Genomic DNA, 22,349 nt, shown 5'->3' with positions numbered 1-22,349 from the left:
GGTGGGGGCACGGGGCCCGATCTCTCGCGTGTGGCCACGCCGGCGGCCCGCCGGCACGTTGGCCCTCCCGATTGTCCGCCGCGCATCGTGACACTGCCATGCGCGAAAACGCTAGTTCATGAACTAAACAATCGGATCGGAAAACGAAACGATGCACGCCGCGCCAGCCACGGCCGCGTTGCGCTCACGCGCCGGTGCTGCCGGTCGCGCGGTGCGCGATCACGTTCGGCGCGTCGCCGCGCACGCCGAAGCGCGCGATCAGTGCGGGAATCGCGTCGGCCGGCACCGGGCGCGAGAACAGGAAGCCCTGCGCCTCGACGTCGCCGAGCGCGGACAGCCACGTGATCTGCTCCTCGGTTTCCGTGCCTTCGACGACGACGGTCAGGCCGAGCGAGCGGGCGAGATGCACGATCGACGACACCATCACGCAGACGCTGCGATCGTTCGGGATCGCCTGCACGAACGAGCGGTCGACCTTCAGCGTGTCGACGGAGAAGCGGTGCAGGTACGACAGCGACGAATAGCCGGTGCCGAAATCGTCGAGGGCGATCCGGATGCCGAGCTTCTTCAGCGCGACGATCTTCTCGGACACCAGCTCCGGATATTCCATCATCGCGGTTTCGGTGATCTCGATCTCGAGCCGGTTCGCGTCGATGCCGGTTTCCTGCAGCGTGCGCGAGATCGTCTCGATCAGGTCGCCGCGCCAGAACTGCACCGGAGAGATGTTGACCGCGAGCGTCAGCGTGTCGTGGCCCTCGTCGCGCCAGCGCGCGATCTGCTCGCATGCGGTGCGGATCACGAAGTCGCCGATCGGCACGATCAGGCCGGTCGATTCGGCGATCGAAATGAATTCGTTCGCGGAGATGATCCCGTGCTCGGGGTGATCCCAGCGCGCGAGCGCCTCGAAGCCGGTGATGTGGCGATGCGTGAGGTCGATCTTCGGCTGGTACGCGAGGAACAGCTGCCCCTCGGCGAGCGCGACGCGCAGTTGCTGTTCCCAGCGCATCAGGTGGTCGGCGCGGTGCGACAGGTGCGGCGCATAGAACTGATAGCAGTTCTTGCCGGCGTCCTTCGCGCTGTACATCGCGAGATCGGCCTTCTTCAGCAGGTCGATTTCGCTTTCGTTCGCGACGGTGTGCAGCGCGATGCCGATGCTCGCGTGCAGCACGAACGAGCTGCCGCGCACGTCGAACGGTTCGCCGAACATCCGGATGATCGCTTCGGCGAGCCGCACCGCGCGCCGCTCGACGTCATCGCCCTTCATCACGACGACGAACTCGTCGCCGCCAATGCGCGCGAGCGAGCCTTCGTCGCCGACCGCATCGGACAGGCGCGACGCGGTCATCTGCAGCACGATGTCGCCGGCGTTGTGGCCGAGCGTGTCGTTGACGGTCTTGAAGTTGTCGAGATCGATGAACAGTAGCCCGAGCCGCGACAGGCTGGCCGGCATCGACACGTCGTTGCGCAGCCCGCGCAGCGTCGCATAGCGGTTCGCGAGGCCGGTGAGCAGGTCGTATTCGGCGAGCTGCGTCATTTCGCGCTCGCGGCCGAGCAGCTTGCCGATCAGGCCCGTCGCGACGCCGAAGAACGCGAGCATCGCGAGCGTGATGAAGCTCGTCATCAGCAGGTAGACGTTGCGCGTGTGGTAGTAGTCCGCGAATTCTTCCGTCTGCGATAGCCCGACCATCACCGCGAGCGGGTAGCCGTCGAGGTGGCGGTACGACACGATGCGCGTCACGCCGTCGATCGGATCGATGATCGTGCCCGTCACGCGCTCGGCGATCGGGTAGACGCCCGATGCCGAAAACGCGCCGGGCGCGTTGCTGACCGAACCCGTGCGCCGCGCGAGCACGCCGCCCGTATCGGACACGACCGCGATCACGCCTTCCTTGCCGATCGCCGCGTTGTTGTAGAAATCGTTCGTGAAGTAGCTCGGGTCTTCCGACACGACGACGATGCCCGCGAAGCTGCCGTCCGGGTTGTTCAGGCGTCGCGTCATCTGCAGCGTCCAGTGGCTCGACACGCGGCCGAGCACCGGCTTGCTGATGAACAGGCGATCGTCGTTGTGCGCGAGGTGGACCTTGAAGTGCTCGCGGTCGGACAGGTTGATCGGCTGCGGGTGCAGCTCGGCCGTGTTCGCGAACAGGATGCCCTTCGCGTTGACGAGCGACACCTGGATCAGCGTGTCGCTCGGCACGACACCTTTCTCGACGGCGCTCGCGAGATTGAAGCGGGCGGGCGACTTCTCGAATTCGAATTTGACGAAGCGGGTGATCTGGTCGACCTGGTGGATCGCCTTGACCGTATGCTGCTCGAGCGCGGACGACAGGATCGCAGCGGAAGCCGCCGCCTCCTTGTACGCGCTGTCCTTTTCCACCGACAGACGCGCGATGATCACGGCCCACAGCAGCGCAAGCGCCAGCATCCCGAGCAGCGGGATCGCAAATAGCGCACGCCGGCGCGATTTGCGCGGCGCGCGCAGCGGCCGGTTCGGCGGCGTGTGGTTGGACCGGGCGGAGCTCATCGAAGAGGGTGGCGTCCTGCTCGCGTGCGCCATCCGTCGGGATGGCCGGCTATGGTTGGGGTTGTCCCGACGTCTGTTCGTTCGCGGGACACGCAACCATGGACAGACCTCCGAAACAACGGATTAGGCCCGATATTACTGGCTGGAACGTTTTTGCGATAGCTGGGCGAAGCGTAGGGGGCGCCGGACGGGCCGGCGCCGTCGCCCATCGCGAAAATGTCACGCGGGTGACAGGAAGGTGCCGTCGACGACCGTGACGACCTGGCCGCCGATCCACGTGGTGCCGTCTTCGTCATAGTTCACGAAGATGCGGCCGTCGCGGCCGATCGCGGTGCCCTGGCGGCCCGTATACGACGGGCCGGGGCGGCGCGACTGCCGCGTCAGCAGCCCGGCCAGCGCGGCGTTTGCGCTGCCGGTGACGGGATCCTCGCCGGCGCCGAAGGTGCCGCCCGTCATCAGGCAGCGGATTTCGAACGTCGCGGGGCCGCCTTCGGCGTGCGGCGCGTAGACCGCGAGGCCGTCCACGCCGTAGCGGCGCGTGAGCGCTTCCAGCGCGACCGGATCGGGCGACAGGCCGATGCAGGCGTCCGCCGACGTCAGCCGCACGACCAGCCACGGCGCGCCGTTGTCGACCGCGCAGGGCTCGGCGCCCAGGTCGATCGCATCGCTGCGCAACGCCGCAGCCAGCGCCGGGTAGTCCGACCGGTCGAGCGGCGTGACGCGTGCCGGCGGTGCGGCGAACGCCCAGCCGTCGGCCTGCTCGCGCAGCGCGACCTGGCCGACGCCGCACTGCTGGACCAGCCGGCCCGGCGTGCGCGGCCGCGCACCGCTTTCGAGGAACGCATGCGCGGTGCCCAGCGTCGGATGGCCGGCGAACGGCAGTTCGCCCTCCGTCGTGAAGATCCGGACGCGGTAGTCGGCTTCCGGATCGGTGGGCGTGCAGACGAACGTCGTTTCCGACAGGTTCGTCCAGCGGGCGATCGCGAGCATCGCGTCGTCGTCGAGCGAATCGGCGTCGAACACCACCGCGAGCGCGTTGCCCTTGAACGGCACCGACGTGAACACGTCGACCTGCTTGAAGCGCACGAGCCGGCCGGGCATTTCGGTGCCCGTGTTACGCAACTTCGGCGATCAGTTCGATCTCGACGCACGCGCCGAGCGGGATCTGCGCGACGCCGAACGCCGAGCGCGCGTGCTTGCCGGCGTCGCCGAACACTTCCGCGATCAGCTCCGACGCGCCGTTCGTCACGATGTGCTGTTCGGTGAAGTCGAGCGTCGAGTTGACGAGGCTCATCAGCTTGACGATGCGCGTGACCTTGTTCAGATCGCCGGTGTGCGCGTGCAGCGTCGCGAGCAGGTCGATCGCGATCGAGCGGGCGGCCGCCTTGCCGTCTTCCGTCTGCAGATCCGCGCCGAGCTTGCCGGCCCAGACCTTGCCGTCCTTCTTCGCGATGTGGCCCGACAGGTAGACGGTGTTGCCGCTCTGCGCGCTCATCACGTAGGCGGCGGCCGGTGCGCCGGCGGTCGGGAGTTCGATGCCGAGCGACTTCAGTTTGTCGTAGACGTTAGCCATGTATTCGATTCCTCGTAGAGAGTCGTGACAGGAAAAAGGGGATCAGAGGCGCTCGCGCAGCAGCTTGCCGAGGCGCGCGACGCCTTCCTCGATCTTCTCGGGCGGCACCGTGACGAACGACAGGCGCAGCGTGTTCTGCTGCGCGTTGTCCGCGAAGAACGGCGCGCCCGGCACGAACGCGACGTGCTGGTCGACGGCCGCGGCGAGCAGCTTCATGCTGTCGATCTGCGCGGGCAGGTCGACCCAGATGAACATCCCGCCTTCCGGGCGATTCCACGTGACGCCTTCCGGCATGTGGCGCGCGAGCGCGGCGAGCATCGCGTCGCACTGCGCGCTGTACAGCTCGCGGATCGTCGGGATGTGCTCGTCGAGGAAACCGTCCTTGATCACTTCGTGCGCGATGCGCTGCGTGAGCGTCGGCGTGTGCAGGTCGGTGGCCTGCTTGGCCTGCACGAGCTTGAAGTGGAGCTCCTCGGGCGCAATGATGTAGCCGATCCGCAGGCCCGGTGCGAGCACCTTCGAGAACGTGCCGAGGTGCACGATGTGATCGGGCGCCATCGACAGCATCGTCGGCAGCGGTTCGCCGCGGTAGTTCAGCGCGCCGTACGGATCGTCTTCCAGCACCGGGAACGGGCTCGACTGCGCGAACGCGGCGAGCGCGCGGCGGCGCTCGACGGGCAGGCGGCGGCCCGTCGGGTTCTGGAAGTTCGGCTGCGCGTACAGCAGGCGCGCGCCTTGCGTGAGTTCGGGGGTGAGGCCTTCCGGCAGCAGGCCCTGCTCGTCGGTCGGCACCTGCACGTAGCGCGGCTCGTACAGCGAGAACGACTGCAGCGCGCCGAGATAGGTCGGGGTTTCCACGAGGATCGGGCTGCCCGGATCGACGAGCGCCTTGCCGAGCAGGTCGAGCGCCTGCTGCGAGCCGGTCGTGATCAGCACCTGCGACACGCGCACGCCGTAGCGTTCGGCGATCCATTCGCGCAGCGGCAGGTAGCCTTCGGTCGCGCTGTACTGGAGCGCGGCGGCCGGCGCGTCGCGCAGCACGCGGTCGGCGGCGGCGCGCATGCGTTCGGCCGGGAACGTCGCGGGGGCGGGCAGGCCGCCGGCGAACGAGATGACCTCGGGGCGTTCCGTGACCTTCAGGATTTCGCGGATCGCAGAGCTCGTCAGCTTGCGGGCGCGTTCGGAAAGCTGCCAGTGCGGCGGATGCAGGTCGCTCGGATTCATAGTCTCCTCGTTCGGATATCGTGGTCAGTCAAGAAAGGTCGTTCGGGCAAATCGCCTCGATGCTGCCGGGTAGACAGGCACGAGCGCGATCGGGCCTTCGCGGCCGGGTGGGCAAAACCGATCAGGCAAAACGTCCATTATGGCGCACCTGTTCAGCCGGCGCGAGCCGGTTGCGCGGCCGTAGCGACCGCCGAGCGGCGCCCGAGCACCACGGTGGCGATCACCGCGGCCGCGAACAGCCACGTCGACGACGTGACGGTTTCGCCGAACAGCAGCGCGGAAAAGGCGATCGTGAAGAAAATCTGCAGCAACTGCACCTGGCCGACGCGCGCGATGCCGCCCATCGCGAGCCCCGCGTACCACGCGAAAAAGCCGATGAATTGCGAAAAGAGGGTCACGTAGCCGAACGCGAGCCACGTGCGCAGCGCGAGCGGGCCCGGATGCGCGGCATGCTGCATCCACGCGAGCCAGCCGACCGGCAGCACGAGGAACGGCGCGGACACGACGAGCGCCCAGCAGATCACCTGCCAGCCGCCGATCTGGCGCGCGAGGCGCGCGCCTTCCGCATAGCCGAGCGCGCCGATGCCGACCGCGACGAGCATCAGCGCGTCGCCGGTCTGCACGGTGCCGCCGCCGTCGCGCAGCGCGAACGCGATCACGAGCGCGCTGCCGGCCACCGCGCTGGCCCAGAACGCCTTCGACGGCCGCTCGTGCGACAGCCACGCCGCGTACAGCGCGACGAACAGCGGCTGGAGGCCGTTGACCACCGCGCCGTGCGAGGCCGGTACCGATTTCATCGCCCACGCGGAAAACACCGGATACGCGATGATTACGCCGGCCGACGTGATCGCGAGGCTTTTCAGTTGCGCACGGGTCGGCAGCGGCTCGCGGCGCCACCACAGCAGCAGGCCCGCCGGCACCGCGGCGGCGAGTGCGCGGCCGAGCCCGTTGAGCAGCGGATTGAGTTCGGAGACGACGATACGCGTCATCGGCAGCGTGAGGCTGAAAATCATCACGCCGATGAGGCCGAGCAGCATGCCCCGGGTTTCGCGCGAATTCATGTCGTGGGTGTCTCCGTATTGCGGGATGGTTGAAAGCGGTAAGGCGGCGGGGCGTTCAGCGCAGCGTGCGGGCACCGTGCGCCGTGTCGAATTCGGCGACCAGTGCCGGCGGGCCGTCGGTGGCTTCGAGGTCGAGCAGATGGGCGGCGCCGAGCCAGTCGAGCTGCTCGCGGATCGCATCCGCGCGCGGATGGGCGCCTTTGAGCGCCTTCAGCGCGACGCCGTCGCCCGGCAGCGATTCGGCCGGGTGGCGTGCGCTGTCCCACTGGATCAGCGACGGCAGGAGGCCGTCGCCGGCACCCTGCCACGCGGGGAACGCGCCGTCGTCGGGCACCGTGAGGCCCCAGCCGAAATCGCCGCGCCGCATCGCGACGACCGGCGGAATGCGGGCCGGGTACTGGCGCTGCCACAGCGCGAGCTGGCGCGGGCGGTCGACCCGCGCGACCCAGTGCGCGAGAAACGGCCCTTGGGCGAGCCGCGCGTGCATGGCCGGATCGTCGAGCGCGAACAGCCGCGCGCGCGGCGGCTCGGCGCCATCGTTCGGCGCCGGTGCGTCGGGATCGATCGCGATCACTTCGAGGTACAGCCCGCCCCATGCGCCGAACAGCGCATTGTGGGTGCGCATCAGCGGGTGGCGGCCGCCGCCGGCCGGTTCGATGCCGAGTGCGTCGGCGACATGGCGGACGCCTTCGTCGAGCGTGCGCGCGGCGATCACGAGATGGTCGAGTGTCAGGGAACGGGCTGGCATGAACGTCGGTCGGGAAGCGAAAGTGTCACGGTGGGCAGGCGCGGCGCCGGGCGGCGGCCGGACCGGCCGGCGTACCGCCCACGAAGCAGGCTGCGATGCAGGCCGGCAGGCGCGGCGCCACGTGCGGCGGGGCCGAACGGCGGCCGCACGCTCGCCATTTCGGTCAACTGTAATCGTCGCTACCGGCACAGTAACGGTACAATCGGCGCGATAGCCTTCGGTACAGTTGGAGCCCCCGCCCATGTCCACCGTCCCACTCGCCCAGATTCCCGCGCCGCACGACACGGCCACGCTCACGCTCGTCGACCAGCTCGTCCAGTGGGCGCGGCGACGCATCGACGAACGCGTGTTCCGGCCCGGCATGCGGATGCCGTCGATCCGCAAGCTCGCGCTCGACAAGAGCGTATCGCGCTTCACCGTCGTCGAGGCGTACGAGCGGCTCGTCGCGCAGGGCTATCTCGATTCGCGGCGCGGCTCGGGCTTCTACGTACGCGAGCGCACGGCCGCCGGCCCGCAGCCGGCCGACGGCATCGCGCGCGTGGCCGAGGCCGCGCCGGTGCACAACACGATCGACGTCGTCTGGCTGCTGCGCAACATGCTGCACACGGTCAGCCCGGAAAAGGGGCCGGGTCTCGGTTATCTGCCGGGCCGCTGGCTCGACGGCGAACTGATCACCGGCGCGCTGCGTGCGCTCGGGCGCCAGTCCGGCGCGCAGATGCTCGGCTTCGGCACCGCGCAGGGCTTCCTGCCGCTGCGCCAGCAACTGCAGACGCGCCTCGCCGAAGTCGAGATCGGCGCGAAGCCCGAACAGGTCGTGATGGTGTCGGGGATCACGCAGGCGATCGACCTGATCGCGCGGATCTACGTGAAGCCGGGCGATGCGGTGATCGTCGGCGATCCGGCCTGGTTCCAGATGTTCGGCCGCTTCGCGGCGCAGGGCGCGCAACTCGTCGGGATGCCGTACACGCCGGACGGCCCCGATCTCGATGCACTCGAGACGCTCGTGCAGATGTGGCGGCCGAAGATGCTCGTGATCAATTCGGTGCTGCAGAACCCGACCGGCACGTCGCTGTCGGCCGCGCAGGCGTTCCGGATCCTGAAGCTCGCGGAGGCGTACGACTTCCTCGTCGTCGAGGACGACGTGTACGGCGACCTGTGCCCGCCGAGCTACCCGGCCACGCGCCTCGCGAGCCTCGACCAGTTGAAGCGCGTGATCTATCTCGGCAGCTATTCGAAGACGCTCGCGGCGAACCTGAGGGTCGGCTACGTCGCGTGCGCGCCGGAGATCGCGAAGGCCCTCACCGACCAGAAGATGCTGGTCGGGATGACGACGCCCGAGCTCAACGAGCGCGTGCTTTACAAGATCCTGACCGAAGGGCACTACCGGCGCCACGTGGAGCGGCTGCGCGCGCGCCTCGACGGCGTGCGCGACAAGACCGCGCGGATGCTCGAGCGCACGGGGCTTCGGCTCTTCACGATGCCGGCGGCCGGGATGTTCCTGTGGGCCGACACGGGCGTCGATTCGGACGCGCTCGCGGCCGCCGCGCACGAGGCGGGTTTTCTGCTGACGCCGGGCAGCCTGTTTTCGCCGCAGCAGTCGCCGTCGACGTGGACTCGCTTCAACGTCGCGAACTGTGGTGATCCGGCGCTGCAGGGGTTTCTCGCACGCTATATCGACTCGGCCGTGCGGCGCGCGTCGTGACGCGGCGCGCCGGCTCTTGAAATCGCACGCGCCACCCCCAGATAGGCGCGCGAACCGCCGGCACCGGGCGGTCGGCCGTTCGCGGGCCTCGCGGCATCGCGCGCCGACCGTCTGCGCCACAACATCCAAGTTCAAGTAAGAGGAAACAGCATCCATGGCACATGAAACGATGAGCTTTCAGGCAGAGGTCAAGCAACTCCTCCACCTGATGATCCATTCGCTCTACAGCAACAAGGAAATTTTCCTGCGCGAACTGGTGTCGAACGCGTCCGACGCGGCCGACAAGCTGCGTTTCGAAGGGCTCGCGGACAACGCGCTGTACGAGAACGATCCGAACCTGCGCATCCGCATCGGCTACGACAAGGCCGCGCGCACGATCACGATCGACGACAACGGCATCGGCATGAGCCGCGACGAAGCGATCGCGAACCTCGGCACGATCGCGCGTTCGGGCACCAAGGAATTCTTCACGAAGCTGTCCGGCGACCAGCAGAAGGATGCGGCACTGATCGGCCAGTTCGGCGTCGGCTTCTACTCGGGCTTCATCGTCGCGGACAAGATCACCGTCGAGACGCGCCGCGCGGGCCTGCCGGCGAGCGAAGCCGTGCGCTGGGAAAGCGCGGGCGAGGGCGATTTCACGATCGACGCGATCGAGCGCGCACAGCGCGGCACGACGATCACGCTGCACCTGCGCGAAGGCGAGGACGAGCTGCTGTCGTCGCACCGCCTGAAGTCGATCATCCAGAAGTATTCCGACCACATCGCGCTGCCGATCCTGATGCAGAAGGAAGAATGGGATCAGGAAAAGGGCGAGATGGTCCTGAAGGACGAGGACGAGACCGTCAACCAGGCGAGCGCGCTGTGGACGCGTTCGAAGGGCGACATCACCGACGAGCAGTACACGCAGTTCTACCAGCACATCGCGCACGACCACCAGGATCCGCTCACGTGGACGCACAACCGCGTCGAGGGCCGCAGCGAGTACACGCAACTGCTGTACGTGCCGTCGCACGCGCCGTTCGACCTGTGGAACCGCGACTACCGCGGCGGCCTGAAGCTGTACGTGAAGCGCGTGTTCATCATGGACGACGCCGAGCAACTGCTGCCGCAATACCTGCGTTTCGTGAAGGGCGTCGTCGATTCGGCGGATCTGCCGTTGAACGTGTCGCGCGAGATCCTGCAGGAGAGCCGCGACGTGAAGGCGATCCGCGAAGGCGTGACCAAGCGCGCGCTGTCGATGCTCGAAGAGCTCGCGAACGCGGAAGACGATGCAGGCAAGGAGAAGTACAAGACGTTCTGGAGCGCGTTCGGCCAGGTGCTGAAGGAAGGCGTCGGTGAAGATCACGCGAACCGCGAGCGCATCGCGAAGCTGCTGCGCTTCGCGTCGACGCACGGCGACACCGACGCGCAGGAGGTGTCGCTCGCCGACTACGTGTCGCGCATGAAGCCCGAGCAGAGCAAGATCTACTACGTGACGGCCGACACGTGGCAGGCCGCGAAGAACAGCCCGCATCTCGAAGTGTTCCGCAAGAAGGGCGTCGAGGTGCTGCTGCTGACCGATCGCGTCGACGAATGGATGCTGTCGTTCCTCCACGAATTCGACGGCAAGCCGCTCGCGAGCGTGGCCCGCGGCGACCTCGATCTCGGCGAGCTGAACGACGAGGAGAAGAAGGCGCAGGAGCAGGCGGGCGAGGCGATCAAGCCGGTCGTCGAGAAGATGAAGGAAGCGCTCGGCGACAAGGTGAAGGAAGTGCGCGTCACGTTCCGCCTGACCGATTCGCCGTCGTGCCTCGTCGCGGACGACAACGACATGAGCGGCTACCTGCAGCGGATGCTGAAGGCGGCCGGCCAGAACGCGCCGGCGATGCAGCCGATCCTCGAGATCAACCCCGAGCATGCGCTCGTGAAGCAGTTGAACGCCGACAGCGCCGATTTCGGCGACTGGTGCCATCTGCTGTTCGATCAGGCGCTCTTGGCCGAAGGCGGCATGCTCGACGATCCGGCGAGCTTCGTGAAGCGGACCAACGCGCTGCTGCTGTCGCGCGCCGCGTGAACGCACGCATGCGATTCGACGGCGCTCGGGCCGGCTGGCGCGAGACGCCGCGGCCTGGCTGCACGCTCGACCAGCGCGACTGGCTGACGCGCGGCGGATCGCTGACCGCGCACCTCGCACGGCTCGGCCGCGTGAACGTGCGCGTGACGCGCGAGGCCGTCGACTCCCCGTGGTTCGACGAGCCGGACGCGCTCGCCAGTTCGCCGCGCGCGCCGATGTGGGTGCGCGAGGTGATCCTGTCGGTCGACGGTACGCCGTACGTCGCCGCGCACAGCATCGCGCCGCTCGCGGCCAGCAAGGGCGTGTGGCAGGCGATGCGGCGGCTGCGCACGCGGCCGCTGGCGGAGCTGCTGTACAGCGATCCGCAGGTCGAGCGTTCGGCGCTCGTCAGCCGGCGCGTGATCGCCGGCCATCCGTTGTATGCGCTTGCGTCGCATGCGCTTGGCGGGGCGCGCGCACCGCACGCGTTCGTCGCGCGGCGTTCGGTGTTCCAGCGTCACGGCAAGCCGTTGATGGTCACCGAGTGCATGCTGCCGGCGCTGTGGCGTCATCTCGATGCGCATGGCGACGGGCCGCGCTCAGGCGGGCCGAGCGAGGGCAACTGATGCTGCAGGGCTTTCCGCCGGTCGTCGGGCCGAATACGCACACGATGATCCTCGGCAGCTTTCCGGGCGAAGCGTCGCTCGACGCCGCGCAGTATTACGCGCATCCGCGCAACCAGTTCTGGCGGTTGCTGGGGGCGGTGCTGGGCGAGCCCGGGCTGCACGAGCTGGCTTATGACGCGCGTCTCGAGCGCGTGTTGACGCACGGCATCGGCATCTGGGACGTACTTGATGCGTGCCATCGCCAGGGCAGCCTCGATTCTGCGATCCGCAATGCGAAGCCGAACGATTTCGACTCGCTGCGCGAGCATGCGCCATTGCTCAGGCGCGTGTGTTTCAACGGCAAGACGGCGGGGCGCTTTGCCGACGTGATCGGCCAAGCCGGGTACGAGACGCTCGTGCTGCCTTCGTCGAGCCCGGCGAATGCGATGCTGTCGTTCGAGCAGAAGCTCGAGCAGTGGCGTCGAATCGTCCTTTGAGCCGTCACGCACTGCCGGCGGCATGGCCGGCAGTCGCTCCCGCGCTAGGGGCGGGAGGTGAACGTCACGCGGCGAATACGACTTCGATGTGCCCCGCGATTTCCGAATGACGGTCCGGCCCGACGACGATCCGCACATCGCGCCCGAGCTTCGCCAGACATTCGAGCATCTTCGTTTCGCTCACGCCGCGAAACTGCCCGCGCAGCATGTTCGACAGCTTCGGCTGCGTCATGCCGAGCAACCGGGCCGCATGCTGCTGCGTCCACCGTCGTGACTTGATGATCTCCGCGATCTTGGCGGCGAGCTGGGCTTTCACCCGCATTTCGTCCGCATCGCGCATGCCCAGATCAGCGTAGACGTTTCCGCTGCCCGGTTCGATTTCGGTCATCGCCTTGCTCCTTTTGCGTGTGCTTCGGCGGCTTTCAGCCGTTCGCGCACCAGATCGCGGTCCGGTTTCGGTGTCGCGATGCCGCTCGCCGATTTCTTCTGAAAACAGTGCAGCACGTACACGCTGTTGCCGAGCTTTACCGTGTAGACGGCGCGGTACGTACCGTGGTCTTCCGATTCCACGATCTCGAGCACGCCTGCCGATCCGAATCCGCTCAACGGCTTGGCCTGGTCGTGCTTTCGCCCCGTCTGGGCCAGATACAGCGTATAGCCGAACGTGTCCTGCACGGCTTCGGGCATCGCTTTCAGGTCTTTGCGCGCCGAGCCCAGCCAGTAGAGCGGTTTGGTGTACGGATCCATCGACGAATTTATTCCCATTTGGGTATATTTTCAAGGGGCACAAAGCAACCCGCCATGCCGTTCGTACACGGTCGTTCCGTCAGTGGGCGATTCGCGGCGTCAGGCGTGACACGGGCGGTGAATGCTGGCGGCAGACGTGGGTTGAGCACCGAGGCCCCGGACCGAGGTGTTGAAGGCAAACGCAGGTGCGACGGCCCGGCTTGCGGCCGTTGCTTCGCATTTTTGCGTCGCGGGGGACTCGGGACAATTCAGCCGTTCGATAGAGGCTGTCGTAATGGATCAATGCCGGAGGGGGCGGTTGTCGGGCGCGTGAACGACGAACCGGTACTGCATCGGCAGCATACGCTGCGTAGCGGTGTGGCCTGTTCACGCAGGAGGCGGCGGTTCAATTAACGGCGGGAGGATGCGCGTGTCGCACGTCGCGCGGAGCGCGCGGCGGCGTGCGCGTATCCGCTTTCCCGCTGCCGCGACGCGCGAATGCTATCCTCTCGTCCGCGAAAACCAGCCTCACCCAGCGAGATTCAATCATGACCCGACTGATCAAGCGCGCGTCCGCCGAAGCGCGCGCGTCCAAGCGCAGCAAGCCGTCCGCGTACAACGGCTCCGAAAAGCTCCAGCCGCCGCGCGTGAAGCGCCGCCCGGACATCGACGAACACGACGACGTGCCGGTGCTCGAAGCGCCGCGCAAGCCGCGCTTTGCGCCCGTCACGTTCTCGGAAGAGGGCGGCGTGCGCTTCCTGCACTTCGGTACCGAATGGGTGCAGGGCGCGATGCGGATCTCGAAGCCGCTGCATATCGAACTCGAATACGCGCAGCAGATGATGGCGTGGCTCCTGTTCCTCGAAACGCCCGAGCGGATCGTCCAGCTCGGGCTCGGCACCGGCGCACTGACCAAGTTCTCGCACCGCTTCCTGCCGCACGCGAAGGTCGAGGCGGTCGAGCTGAACCCGGCCGTGATCGTCGCCGCGCGCACGATGTTCGCACTGCCGCCCGACGACGCGCGCCTCGCCGTGCACGAAGCCGACGCATGGGACTTCGTCAACGACCCGGCCAATCGCGGCACGACGGGCGCGATCCAGATCGACCTGTACGACGCGACCGCGCGCGGTCCGGTGCTCGACAGCGTGTCGTTCTACCGCGCGGTGCGCGGCTGCCTCGCCGACGCGGGCATCGCGACGATCAACCTGTTCGGCGATCACCCGAGCTTCGTGCGCAACATGAAGCACCTGAACGCCGCGTTCGATCACCGTGTGATCGCGCTGCCGGAAGTGCACGACGGCAACCGGATCGCGATCGCCTTCTCGGGCCCCGCGCTCGACGTGCCGTTCGCGCAGCTCGACGCCCGCGCGAAGCTGATCGAGGACACGCTGAAGCTGCCCGCGCGCAAGTGGGTGAAAGCATTGAAAGAAACGACCGGCGCACGCGACACCGCGTTCGCGATCTGACGCCGCATGCACCGGCGACAGGCCGGTGCAACCACGCGACAGGGGGCGGATCACCTCGGGTTCGCCCCTGCTTGACCGCGTGCTCGCGGCTCCTATACTGGCGCGAAGCCAGGGGAGCCGCAGCCTACCCGTTTTGCGCTCCTCTCGGCGCCGTACCCGCTCAACAAGATCGATAACCGGGAAAGAAGAGGAGACGTCATGGCTCACGATGCCGACGCCAACCGGGCCGCCAAGCGCTGGCTCTGGCTGCTGGTACTGCCGCTGATCGCGATGGTCTGGGTACCGTCGTACAGCAAGATCGAACCGCAATTGTTCGGTTTTCCGTTTTTCTACTGGTACCAGCTGCTTTGGGTCTTCATCAGCGCGGTGATTACCGCGTTCGTGTACTTCAAGACCAAGAACGCGTGGAAGGCGAGCGGCCCGCACGGAGGTGCGCAATGAATCTCGGCGCTACTTTCGTCTTCGTCCTGCTGTTCATCGGCGTCACGATCATCGGTTTCCTGGCCGCGAACTGGCGGCGCGGCGATCTCGCCCATCTCGACGAATGGGGCCTCGGCGGACGCCGCTTCGGCACGATCGTCACGTGGTTCCTGCTCGGCGGCGACCTCTACACGGCCTACACGTTCGTCGCGGTGCCCGCGCTCGTGTTCGGCGCCGGTGCGATGGGCTTCTTCGCGCTGCCTTATACGATCCTGATCTATCCGTTCGCGTTCGTCGTGTTCCCGAAGCTGTGGAGCATCGCGAAGCGGCACGGCTACGTGACGGCCGCCGACTTCGTCAACGCGCGCTACGGCAGCCGGATGCTGGCGCTCGCGATCGCGGTCACGGGCATCGTCGCGACGATGCCGTACATCGCGCTGCAGCTCGTCGGCATCGAAGTGGTGATCGGCGCGCTCGGCTTCGACACGACCGGCTTCGTCGGCGACCTGCCGCTGATCATCGCGTTCGCGATCCTCGCCGCGTACACGTACACGTCGGGGCTGCGCGCACCGGCGATGATCGCGATCGTGAAGGACGTGCTGATCTACATCACGATCGCCGCGGCGGTCGTCGTGATTCCCGCGAAGCTCGGCGGCTTCGGGCATATCTTCGCGAGCGTGCCGCCCGCGAAACTGCTGCTGAAGGCGCCCGACGCGATGAGCCTGAACGGCTACAGCGCATACGCGACGCTCGCGATCGGCTCGGCGCTCGCGCTGTTCCTGTATCCGCACTCGGTCACGGCGATCCTGTCGTCGTCGTCGGGCAACTCGATCCGTCGCAACATGGCGATGCTGCCCGCGTATTCGTTCGTGCTCGGCCTGCTCGCGCTGCTCGGCTACATGGCGCTCGCGTCGGGCGTGAAGGACATGCCGCAGTACGCGCCGTACTTCAAGGCGTTCGGCCCGAACTTCGCGGTGCCCGCGCTGTTCCTCGAATACTTCCCGTCGTGGTTCGTCGGCGTCGCGTTCGCGGCGATCGGCATCGGTGCGCTGGTGCCGGCGGCGATCATGTCGATCGCCGCCGCGAACCTGTACACGCGCAACATCCACCGCGAGTTCGTGAACCGCAACATGTCGCACGACCAGGAGACGCACGTCGCGAAGCTCGTGTCGCTGATCGTGAAGGTCGGCGCGGTCGCGTTCATCCTCGGACTGCCGCTGACCTACGCAATCCAGCTGCAACTGCTCGGCGGGATCTGGATCATCCAGACGCTGCCCGCGATCGTGCTCGGCCTCTATACGCGCGTGCTCGACCATCGCGGCCTGCTGGCCGGCTGGGCGGCAGGCATCGTGTGCGGCACGTGGATGGCGATTTCGCTGAAGCTCGCCAGCTCGATCTTCACGATCCACCTGTTCGGTGTCGCGATTCCCGGCTACGCAGCCGTATGGTCGCTGGTCGTGAACCTGGTGGTGGCGGTGGTGGTGAGCGTGCTGGTGCGCGTGATGGGCATGGCGCATGCGGAGGATCGCACGCGGCCGGAGGACTATCTCGACGTGGTCGAGAGCTGAGACGGACGGCTTGCGACGGAGAAACGCCCGCCACCTCGCGGTGGCGGGCGTTTTCTTGCGTCAGCCCTTCGCGCGCTGCGCGAGGTCCTCGCGCTGAGACAGGTCCTCGACGTTGACCATCCAGTGCACGCCGAAGCGATCCTTCACCATCCCGAAGCCGAGCGCCCAGAACGTCTTGCCGAACGGCATCGTCACTTCGCCGCCGTCGGCGAGCGCATTGAACAGCTTCTGGCCTTCGTCGACCGTCGCCGGGTTCAGCGACAGCGAATAGCCGGCGTGCACGCCGCCGCCGGGCTGGCTGCAGTCGCCGTCCGAGCACATGATCATCGAGTCGCCGATCGTGAAGCTCGCATGCATCACCTTGTCGGCCATCTCCGGCGTCATCGGGTAGTCGGGATTCGGCGGCGCGTCCTTGAAGTGCATCTTGAACATCGTCTTCGCACCGAGCGCCTTTTCGTAGAACTGAAGGGCTTCATCGGCGCGACCGTAGAACGTCAGGTACGGTTGAACTTGCATCGTTGTCTCCTGTAGTGGGGGAACCGGCCAGCGCTTCCGCGGGCTCGGCGTCGTGCAAGACTGACTGGGAAAGCGGGCCTCGGGAGGCGGCCGACGCACCCGTGACGTGGATTGTAGTGCGCGTGCTTGACGATGGAATGAAAAATAAAAACGGCCGCGAACAGGACGTTCGCGGCCGTATGCGGCGTGCGTGCTGACGGCTGTTGCCAGTGTTGCTGACAGCCGCTGACGCGTGCGCGGCTCAGCGCAGCGAGTCGATCAGCTTCTCGAGCTTCACCGCATCCGCAGCGAATACGCGGATGCCTTCGGCGAGCTTTTCGGTCGCCATCGCGTCGTCGTTCAGCTGGAAGCGGAACGCGGCCTCGTCGATCGCGACGCGCGCGGCGGGCTTGTCCTGCAGCGCTTCCGGCGACAGTTTGCGCGTGACGGTCTCGTTGCTGTCCTGCAGCTTCTGCAGCAAATCGGGACTGATCGTCAGCAGGTCGCAGCCGGCGAGTTCGGTGATCTGGCTCGTCGTGCGGAAGCTCGCGCCCATCACTTCGGTCTTGTAGCCGAACGTCTTGTAGTACGTGTAGATGCGGCGCACCGACTGCACGCCGGGATCGTTCGCACCGCCGTCCTTCTCTTCATTCCACTCCGCACCGGCCTGCTTCTTGTACCAGTCGTAGATGCGGCCGACGAACGGCGAGATCAGCTGCGCCCCGGCTTCCGCGCAGGCGGCGGCCTGCACGAGCGAGAAAAGCAGGGTCATGTTGCACTTGATCCCTTCCTTCTGCAGCACTTCGGCCGCGCGGATGCCTTCCCACGTCGACGCGAGCTTGATCAGGATGCGTTCGCGCCCGATACCGGCTGCTTCGTACAGCTTGATGAGCTCGCGGCCCTTGTCGATCGAGCGCTGCGTATCGAACGACAGGCGCGCGTCGACCTCGGTCGACACACGGCCCGGGATCAGCTTCAGGATCTCGGTGCCGAATGCGATCAGCAGGCGGTCGATGATGAAATCGGTGCTTTCGTTGCGATGATCGCGGACGGTCTTCTCGAGGATCGGCTTGTACGCGTCCTTCTGGACCGCCTTCAGGATCAGCGACGGGTTCGTGGTCGCGTCCTGCGGCTGGTATTGCGCAAGCTGCTGGAAATCGCCCGTGTCGGCGACGACGGTCGTGTACTGCTTCAGCTGGTCGAGTGCGGTAGTCATGGCGATTCGGAAGAAGGGCGCAAGGCGCCGGGTTCTCACGGGCCGCGCGAGCGCGGCGGCGAAGCGAAGCGGCGCCGGGCGCCGCCTCCGATCCATCATTTTAGGCCCGATTCGTGTCGAGCACGTTTTGGTGTGCGGCACGCCCGCCGCGACGGGCGCGGCGCCGCGTCACGCAGGGCGGCGCGCGTTCAGGATCACCTGCGTGACGATGCCCGCGACGAGCCCCCAGAACGCCGAACCGATCGACAGGAGCGTGAGGCCCGACGCGGTGACCATGAACGTGACGAGCGCGGCTTCGCGCTGCTTCACGTCCTGCATCGCGTTCGCGAGGCCGCTCATGATCGAGCCGAACAGCGCGAGCGCGGCGACCGACACGACGAGCGCCTTCGGCAGCGCCGCGAACAGCGCGGCGATCGTCGCGCCGAAGATGCCGGCGATCAGATAGAACGTGCCGCACCACACGGCGGCCGTATAGCGCTTCGCGCGATCCTCGTGCGCTTCCGGGCCCGTGCAGATCGCGGCCGTGATCGCCGCGAGATTGACGCCGTGCGAGCCGAACGGCGCGAGCAGCAGCGACGCGAGGCCGGTCGTCGCGATCAGCGGCGACGACGGCGTCTGATAGCCGTCCGCGCGCAGCACCGCGATGCCCGGCACGTTCTGCGACGCCATCGCGACGACGAACAGCGGAATGCCGATGCTGACGATCGACGCGATCGAGAACGCGGGCATCGTGAACACGGGCTTCGCGAACGCGACGTGAAAGCCGCTGAAGTCGAGCAGGCCGAGCCCGCCTGCCACGGCCGTGCCGACGATCAGCGTCGTGACGATCGCGTAGCGCGGCGCGAACCGCTTGACGATCAGGTAAGTGAAGAACATCGCGAGCACGAGCGCGGTCTGGAACTGCGCGGCGCGGAAGATCTCGATGCCGATTTCGAACAGGATGCCCGCGAGCAGCGCGGCGGCGATGCCGGCCGGAATCTTGCGCATCAGCGTGTCGAACAGCCCGCTCACGCCGACGGCCGTCAGCAGTACCGCGCAGACGACGAACGCACCGATCGCCTCGGGGTAGGGCACGCCGGGCAGCGACGCGATCAGCAGCGCGGCGCCGGGCGTCGACCATGCGACCACGACCGGCGCGCGAAAGCGCAGCGACAGGCCGATCGTCGTCAGCGCCATGCCGATCGACAGCGCCCAGATCCACGACGAGATCTGCGCATCGGTGAGGTGGGCGGCGCGGCCGGCCTGGAACATCAGCACGAGCGAGCTCGTGTAGCCGGTCATCATCGCGACGAAGCCGGCGACGAGTGCCGAGACGGACGTATCGGCGAAAAAGCGGCGGCCGCCGACGCGGCTGGCGCTCGCGGTGGGCGAGGGGTTCATGCTATCTCCGGGGGAAGCCGCTCGGACGCGGCCTTTGAGTCTTGGGGGGCTGTGGTTACTTGCTGAGTGCGCGCATCGCGGTTTCGAGGCCCGCGAGCGTGAGCGGATACATGCGATGGCCGAGCAGGTCGCGGATCACCGCGACCGACTGCCGGTATTCCCATAGCCGCTCGGGCTCCGGGTTCAGCCATGCATGGTGGGGGAACTGGTCGGCGAGGCGGCGCAGCCACACGGCGCCGGCTTCCGGGTTGTTGTACTCGACCGAGCCGCCGGGCTGCAGCACTTCGTACGGGCTCATCGTGGCATCGCCGACGAAGATCAGCTTGTAGTCGGGCGTGAACTTGTGCAGCACGTCCCACGTCGCGGTGCGTTCCGAGTGGCGGCGGCGGTTGTTCTTCCACAGATGGTCGTACACGCAGTTGTGGAAGTAGTAGAACTCGAGGTGCTTGAATTCGGCCTTCGCGGCCGAGAACAGCTCTTCGGTGCGCTTGATGTGATCGTCCATCGAGCCGCCGACGTCGAGCAGCATCAGCACCTTCACGTTGTTGTGGCGCTCGGGCACCATCCGCAGGTCGAGCCAGCCCGCGTTCGCGGCGGTGCTGCGGATCGTGCCGGGCAGGTCGAGCTCCTCGGCCGCGCCTTCACGCGCGAAGCGGCGCAGCCGCCGCAGTGCAACCTTGATGTTGCGCGTGCCGATCTCGACGGAATCGTCGTAGTCGCGATACGCGCGTGCTTCCCACACCTTCACCGCAGTGCGGTTGCCGTTCGACGGGCCGCCGATGCGTACGCCTTCCGGGTTGTAGCCGCCGTGCCCGAACGGCGACGTGCCGCCGGTGCCGATCCACTTGTTGCCGCCTTCGTGGCGCTCCTTCTGCTCGTCGAGCAGTTCCTTCAAGCGCTCCATCAGCTTGTCGAGCCCGCCCATCGCCTCGATCTGCGCCTTTTCCTCCGGCGACAGCTCGCGCTCGAGGCGCTTTTCGAGCCAGTCGAGCGGAATGTCGAACGCTTCGGACGGCAGCGCGGATACGCCGTGGAAATACGCGCCGAACGCCTGGTCGAACTTGTCGAAATACTGCTCGTCCTTGACGAGCGTCATTCGCGCGAGGAAATAGAACGCGTCGATCGACGGCGAGATCAGCCCGGCCTTCAGCGATTCGAGCAGCGTCAGGTATTCCTTCACCGAGACGGGCAGCTTGGCTGCGCGCAGCGCGTAGAAGAAATTGAGCAGCATGGCCGGGCCTTCGCGGGTGAGGAGGAGTTACCGGTTGTGCCGGTTCATGTAGACGAGCCGTTCGAGCAGGCTCAGGTCCTGCTCGTTCTTCAGCAGCGCACCGGCGAGCGGCGGCACGATCTGCTTCGCGTCCACGCCGCGCAACTGGTCGGCCGGGATGTTCTCGGCGAGCAGCAGCTTCAGCCAGTCGAGCAGTTCGGACGTCGACGGCTTCTTCTTCAGGCCCGCCACGCCGCGCAATTCGAAGAAACTCTCGAGCGCCGCGCGCAACAGCTCTTCGCGGATGTCGGGGAAGTGCACGGCGACGATCTTCTGCATCGTCGCCGGGTCGGGAAACTGGATGTAGTGGAAGAAGCAGCGGCGCAGGAACGCGTCGGGCAGCTCCTTCTCGTTGTTCGACGTGATGATGACGAGCGGGCGGTGCTTCGCGCGGACCGTCTCGCGCGTCTCGTACACGTGGAATTCCATCCGGTCGAGTTCGCGCAGCAGGTCGTTCGGGAATTCGATGTCGGCCTTGTCGATCTCGTCGATCAGCAGCACGCTCGGGTGCTCGGCGTCGAACGCCTGCCACAGCACGCCCTTGACGATGTAGTTCGAGATGTCCTTCACGCGCGCGTCGCCGAGCTGCGAATCGCGCAGCCGCGACACGGCGTCGTATTCGTACAGGCCCTGCTGCGCCTTGGTGGTCGACTTGATGTGCCACTGCAGCAGCGGCATGTCGAGCGCGGCGGCCACTTCCTCGGCGAGCATGGTCTTGCCGGTGCCGGGCTCGCCCTTGATCAGCAGCGGGCGTTGCAGCGTCAGCGCGGCATTGACCGCGAGCTTCAGATCGTCGGTGGCGACGTAGTGCGAGGACCCTTCGAAACGCATGGCGGCGCTCTTCTCAATCGGGGAAAAAAACCCAGTATAAGTCAGAAGGGCTGTCGGGTTGGACCGCGCCCGCGTATCGTTGCGGGATTGTGGCGGGGCGCCTTATGGACGCATTCCCCGCCGACGCGGTACAATCTGGCCGTTTTTTTTGGCCTGCGTGGCGATCCGATAAGCAAAACGGCGCGGGCCGTTGCCGCTTCGGCGCCAGTTTCCCCTCAAGCTAGGTTACAAGAGCTATGAACAAATTCGTCGGCAAACACGTCGTTGTCGCAGCGCTCGTGGCGCTCGCGGGCAGCGCGCAGGCGGCCGGTGTGGTCGGCAACCCGAAGGACGGGGCGAGCAAGGTCGCCATGTGCATCGGCTGCCACGGCATCCAGGACTACCGCGCGGCGTACCCGGAGGTCTACCGGGTGCCTGTCCTCGGCGGCCAGAACCAGCAATATCTCGAGAACGCGCTGAAGGCCTATCGCAAGAAGGATCGTCACTTCCCGTCGATGAATGCGATCGCCGGCTCGCTGACGGACCAGGACATCGCGGATCTGGCGGCGTACTACGCGTCCCAGAAGGCCGACTCGAAGGACAACCCCTACAAGTAAAGCGCGCGCCGCCGATCTCTGCGGCGGGACAGGAGCATTCATGAACAACGCATTCAAGACGGCGGCGGTTGCACTGGCGGCCGGCCTCGCGATCGGTACCGCACACGCCGCGGACACCGTGAAGGGCAAGGAACTGGTCGAGTCGCACAACTGCGCCGCCTGCCACGGCGCGCAGATGAACAAGCCGATCAACGCCGAATATCCGCGCCTCGCCGGCCAGCACGCCGACTACCTCGTATGGGCGATGCGCCAGTACCAGATGGGCCTGACGAATCCGCTGCTCGGTCGCAACAACGCGATCATGCAGGCGCAGGTGCAGAACCTGTCGGTCAACGACATGAAGGACATCGCGGCCTACATCGAGTCGCTGAAAGAGACCGATCTCGTGTTCAAGAAGTAAGCGCGACGCGTCCGA

The 22,349-nt window shown here is 66.8% G+C and carries 22 protein-coding genes; 9 read left to right on the top strand and 13 right to left on the bottom strand.

Going from position 1 to position 22,349, the window contains the following annotated elements; translation table 11 throughout:
• Positions 1-184: 184 nt before the first annotated feature.
• The 6 genes from WJ16_RS12215 to WJ16_RS12190 form a co-directional block, all read right to left on the bottom strand.
• The gene (locus WJ16_RS12215) at positions 185-2,524 is read right to left on the bottom strand and encodes a bifunctional diguanylate cyclase/phosphodiesterase (protein WP_069257274.1); all 2,340 of its coding nucleotides are present in this window, start codon (positions 2,522-2,524) and stop codon (positions 185-187) included.
• 219 nt (positions 2,525-2,743) lie between these two features.
• Entirely contained in the window at positions 2,744-3,625 is an 882-nt protein-coding gene (locus WJ16_RS12210; protein WP_069257273.1) for a PhzF family phenazine biosynthesis protein, read from the bottom strand.
• 13 nt (positions 3,626-3,638) lie between these two features.
• Entirely contained in the window at positions 3,639-4,097 is a 459-nt protein-coding gene (locus WJ16_RS12205) for a RidA family protein (protein ID WP_034208050.1), read from the bottom strand.
• 42 nt (positions 4,098-4,139) lie between these two features.
• Positions 4,140-5,321, bottom strand: a complete 1,182-nt coding sequence (locus WJ16_RS12200; RefSeq protein WP_069257272.1) for an aminotransferase-like domain-containing protein — start codon at positions 5,319-5,321, stop codon at positions 4,140-4,142.
• Positions 5,322-5,473: 152 nt separating this feature from the next.
• A complete protein-coding gene (locus WJ16_RS12195) occupies positions 5,474-6,382 on the bottom strand; it encodes a DMT family transporter (protein ID WP_069257271.1) in 909 nt (302 codons plus the stop codon).
• A 55-nt stretch (positions 6,383-6,437) separates the two neighbouring features.
• Complete coding sequence (locus WJ16_RS12190; protein ID WP_069257270.1) at positions 6,438-7,130, bottom strand: VOC family protein; 693 nt, start codon at positions 7,128-7,130, stop codon at positions 6,438-6,440.
• Positions 7,131-7,371: 241 nt separating this feature from the next.
• Here WJ16_RS12190 and WJ16_RS12185 point away from each other — a divergent pair, with 241 nt between their 5' ends.
• From WJ16_RS12185 to WJ16_RS12170, 4 genes are all read left to right on the top strand, one after another.
• A complete protein-coding gene (locus tag WJ16_RS12185) occupies positions 7,372-8,832 on the top strand; it encodes an aminotransferase-like domain-containing protein (RefSeq protein WP_069257269.1) in 1,461 nt (486 codons plus the stop codon).
• A gap of 154 nt (positions 8,833-8,986) precedes the next feature.
• The gene (gene htpG / locus WJ16_RS12180) at positions 8,987-10,885 is read left to right on the top strand and encodes a molecular chaperone HtpG (protein ID WP_069257268.1); all 1,899 of its coding nucleotides are present in this window, start codon (positions 8,987-8,989) and stop codon (positions 10,883-10,885) included.
• An 8-nt stretch (positions 10,886-10,893) separates the two neighbouring features.
• Positions 10,894-11,490, top strand: coding sequence for a chorismate--pyruvate lyase family protein (locus WJ16_RS12175; RefSeq protein WP_069258042.1), 597 nt, complete (start codon positions 10,894-10,896; stop codon positions 11,488-11,490).
• A complete protein-coding gene (locus tag WJ16_RS12170) occupies positions 11,490-11,966 on the top strand; it encodes a DNA-deoxyinosine glycosylase (protein WP_069257267.1) in 477 nt (158 codons plus the stop codon). Before WJ16_RS12175 ends, WJ16_RS12170 begins: the two co-directional genes overlap by 1 nt.
• 64 nt (positions 11,967-12,030) lie before the next feature.
• Here WJ16_RS12170 and WJ16_RS12165 read toward each other — a convergent pair whose 3' ends face one another.
• Both WJ16_RS12165 and WJ16_RS12160 read right to left on the bottom strand, forming a co-directional pair.
• Positions 12,031-12,354, bottom strand: a complete 324-nt coding sequence (locus WJ16_RS12165) for a helix-turn-helix domain-containing protein (RefSeq protein ID WP_069257266.1) — start codon at positions 12,352-12,354, stop codon at positions 12,031-12,033.
• A complete protein-coding gene (locus WJ16_RS12160) occupies positions 12,351-12,731 on the bottom strand; it encodes a type II toxin-antitoxin system RelE/ParE family toxin (RefSeq protein ID WP_069257265.1) in 381 nt (126 codons plus the stop codon). Before WJ16_RS12160 ends, WJ16_RS12165 begins: the two co-directional genes overlap by 4 nt.
• A 509-nt stretch (positions 12,732-13,240) precedes the next feature.
• Here WJ16_RS12160 and WJ16_RS12155 point away from each other — a divergent pair.
• The 3 genes from WJ16_RS12155 to mctP all read left to right on the top strand — a co-directional run bounded on the left by WJ16_RS12155 (position 13,241) and on the right by mctP (position 16,146).
• The gene (locus tag WJ16_RS12155; RefSeq protein ID WP_069257264.1) at positions 13,241-14,158 is read left to right on the top strand and encodes a class I SAM-dependent methyltransferase; all 918 of its coding nucleotides are present in this window, start codon (positions 13,241-13,243) and stop codon (positions 14,156-14,158) included.
• A gap of 198 nt (positions 14,159-14,356) precedes the next feature.
• Complete coding sequence (locus WJ16_RS12150; RefSeq protein WP_069257263.1) at positions 14,357-14,599, top strand: DUF3311 domain-containing protein; 243 nt, start codon at positions 14,357-14,359, stop codon at positions 14,597-14,599.
• Entirely contained in the window at positions 14,596-16,146 is a 1,551-nt protein-coding gene (mctP, locus tag WJ16_RS12145) for a monocarboxylate uptake permease MctP (protein ID WP_069257262.1), read from the top strand. The genes WJ16_RS12150 and mctP overlap by 4 nt, the downstream gene beginning before the upstream one ends.
• 60 nt (positions 16,147-16,206) lie before the next feature.
• Here mctP and WJ16_RS12140 read toward each other — a convergent pair whose 3' ends face one another.
• From WJ16_RS12140 to WJ16_RS12120, 5 genes are all read right to left on the bottom strand, one after another.
• The gene (locus WJ16_RS12140) at positions 16,207-16,662 is read right to left on the bottom strand and encodes a VOC family protein (protein WP_069257261.1); all 456 of its coding nucleotides are present in this window, start codon (positions 16,660-16,662) and stop codon (positions 16,207-16,209) included.
• Between the two features lie 241 nt (positions 16,663-16,903).
• A complete protein-coding gene (gene tal / locus WJ16_RS12135) occupies positions 16,904-17,857 on the bottom strand; it encodes a transaldolase (protein WP_069257260.1) in 954 nt (317 codons plus the stop codon).
• Positions 17,858-18,025: 168 nt separating this feature from the next.
• A complete protein-coding gene (locus WJ16_RS12130) occupies positions 18,026-19,237 on the bottom strand; it encodes a benzoate/H(+) symporter BenE family transporter (RefSeq protein WP_069257259.1) in 1,212 nt (403 codons plus the stop codon).
• 55 nt (positions 19,238-19,292) lie between these two features.
• A complete protein-coding gene (locus WJ16_RS12125; protein WP_069257258.1) occupies positions 19,293-20,468 on the bottom strand; it encodes a vWA domain-containing protein in 1,176 nt (391 codons plus the stop codon).
• A gap of 27 nt (positions 20,469-20,495) precedes the next feature.
• On the bottom strand, positions 20,496-21,338 hold the full coding sequence (locus WJ16_RS12120; RefSeq protein ID WP_069257257.1) for an AAA family ATPase: 843 nt from the start codon (positions 21,336-21,338) through the stop codon (positions 20,496-20,498).
• Positions 21,339-21,574: 236 nt separating this feature from the next.
• Between WJ16_RS12120 and WJ16_RS12115 the strand changes: the two genes are divergently transcribed.
• Together WJ16_RS12115 and WJ16_RS12110 are read left to right on the top strand one after the other, a co-directional pair.
• Positions 21,575-21,934 (top strand): c-type cytochrome, encoded by a 360-nt coding sequence (locus WJ16_RS12115; protein WP_069257256.1) that lies wholly within the window; start codon positions 21,575-21,577, stop codon positions 21,932-21,934.
• A gap of 40 nt (positions 21,935-21,974) precedes the next feature.
• Complete coding sequence (locus WJ16_RS12110; protein WP_069257255.1) at positions 21,975-22,334, top strand: c-type cytochrome; 360 nt, start codon at positions 21,975-21,977, stop codon at positions 22,332-22,334.
• The last annotated feature ends 15 nt before the right edge of the window (positions 22,335-22,349 follow it).

The sequence above is a fragment of the Burkholderia metallica genome (assembly GCF_001718555.1).
Taxonomy (GTDB): Bacteria; Pseudomonadota; Gammaproteobacteria; order Burkholderiales; family Burkholderiaceae; genus Burkholderia; species Burkholderia metallica.
The sequence above is the reverse complement of the archived record's forward strand: the minus strand, read 5'-3'. Positions and strand labels throughout refer to the sequence as shown.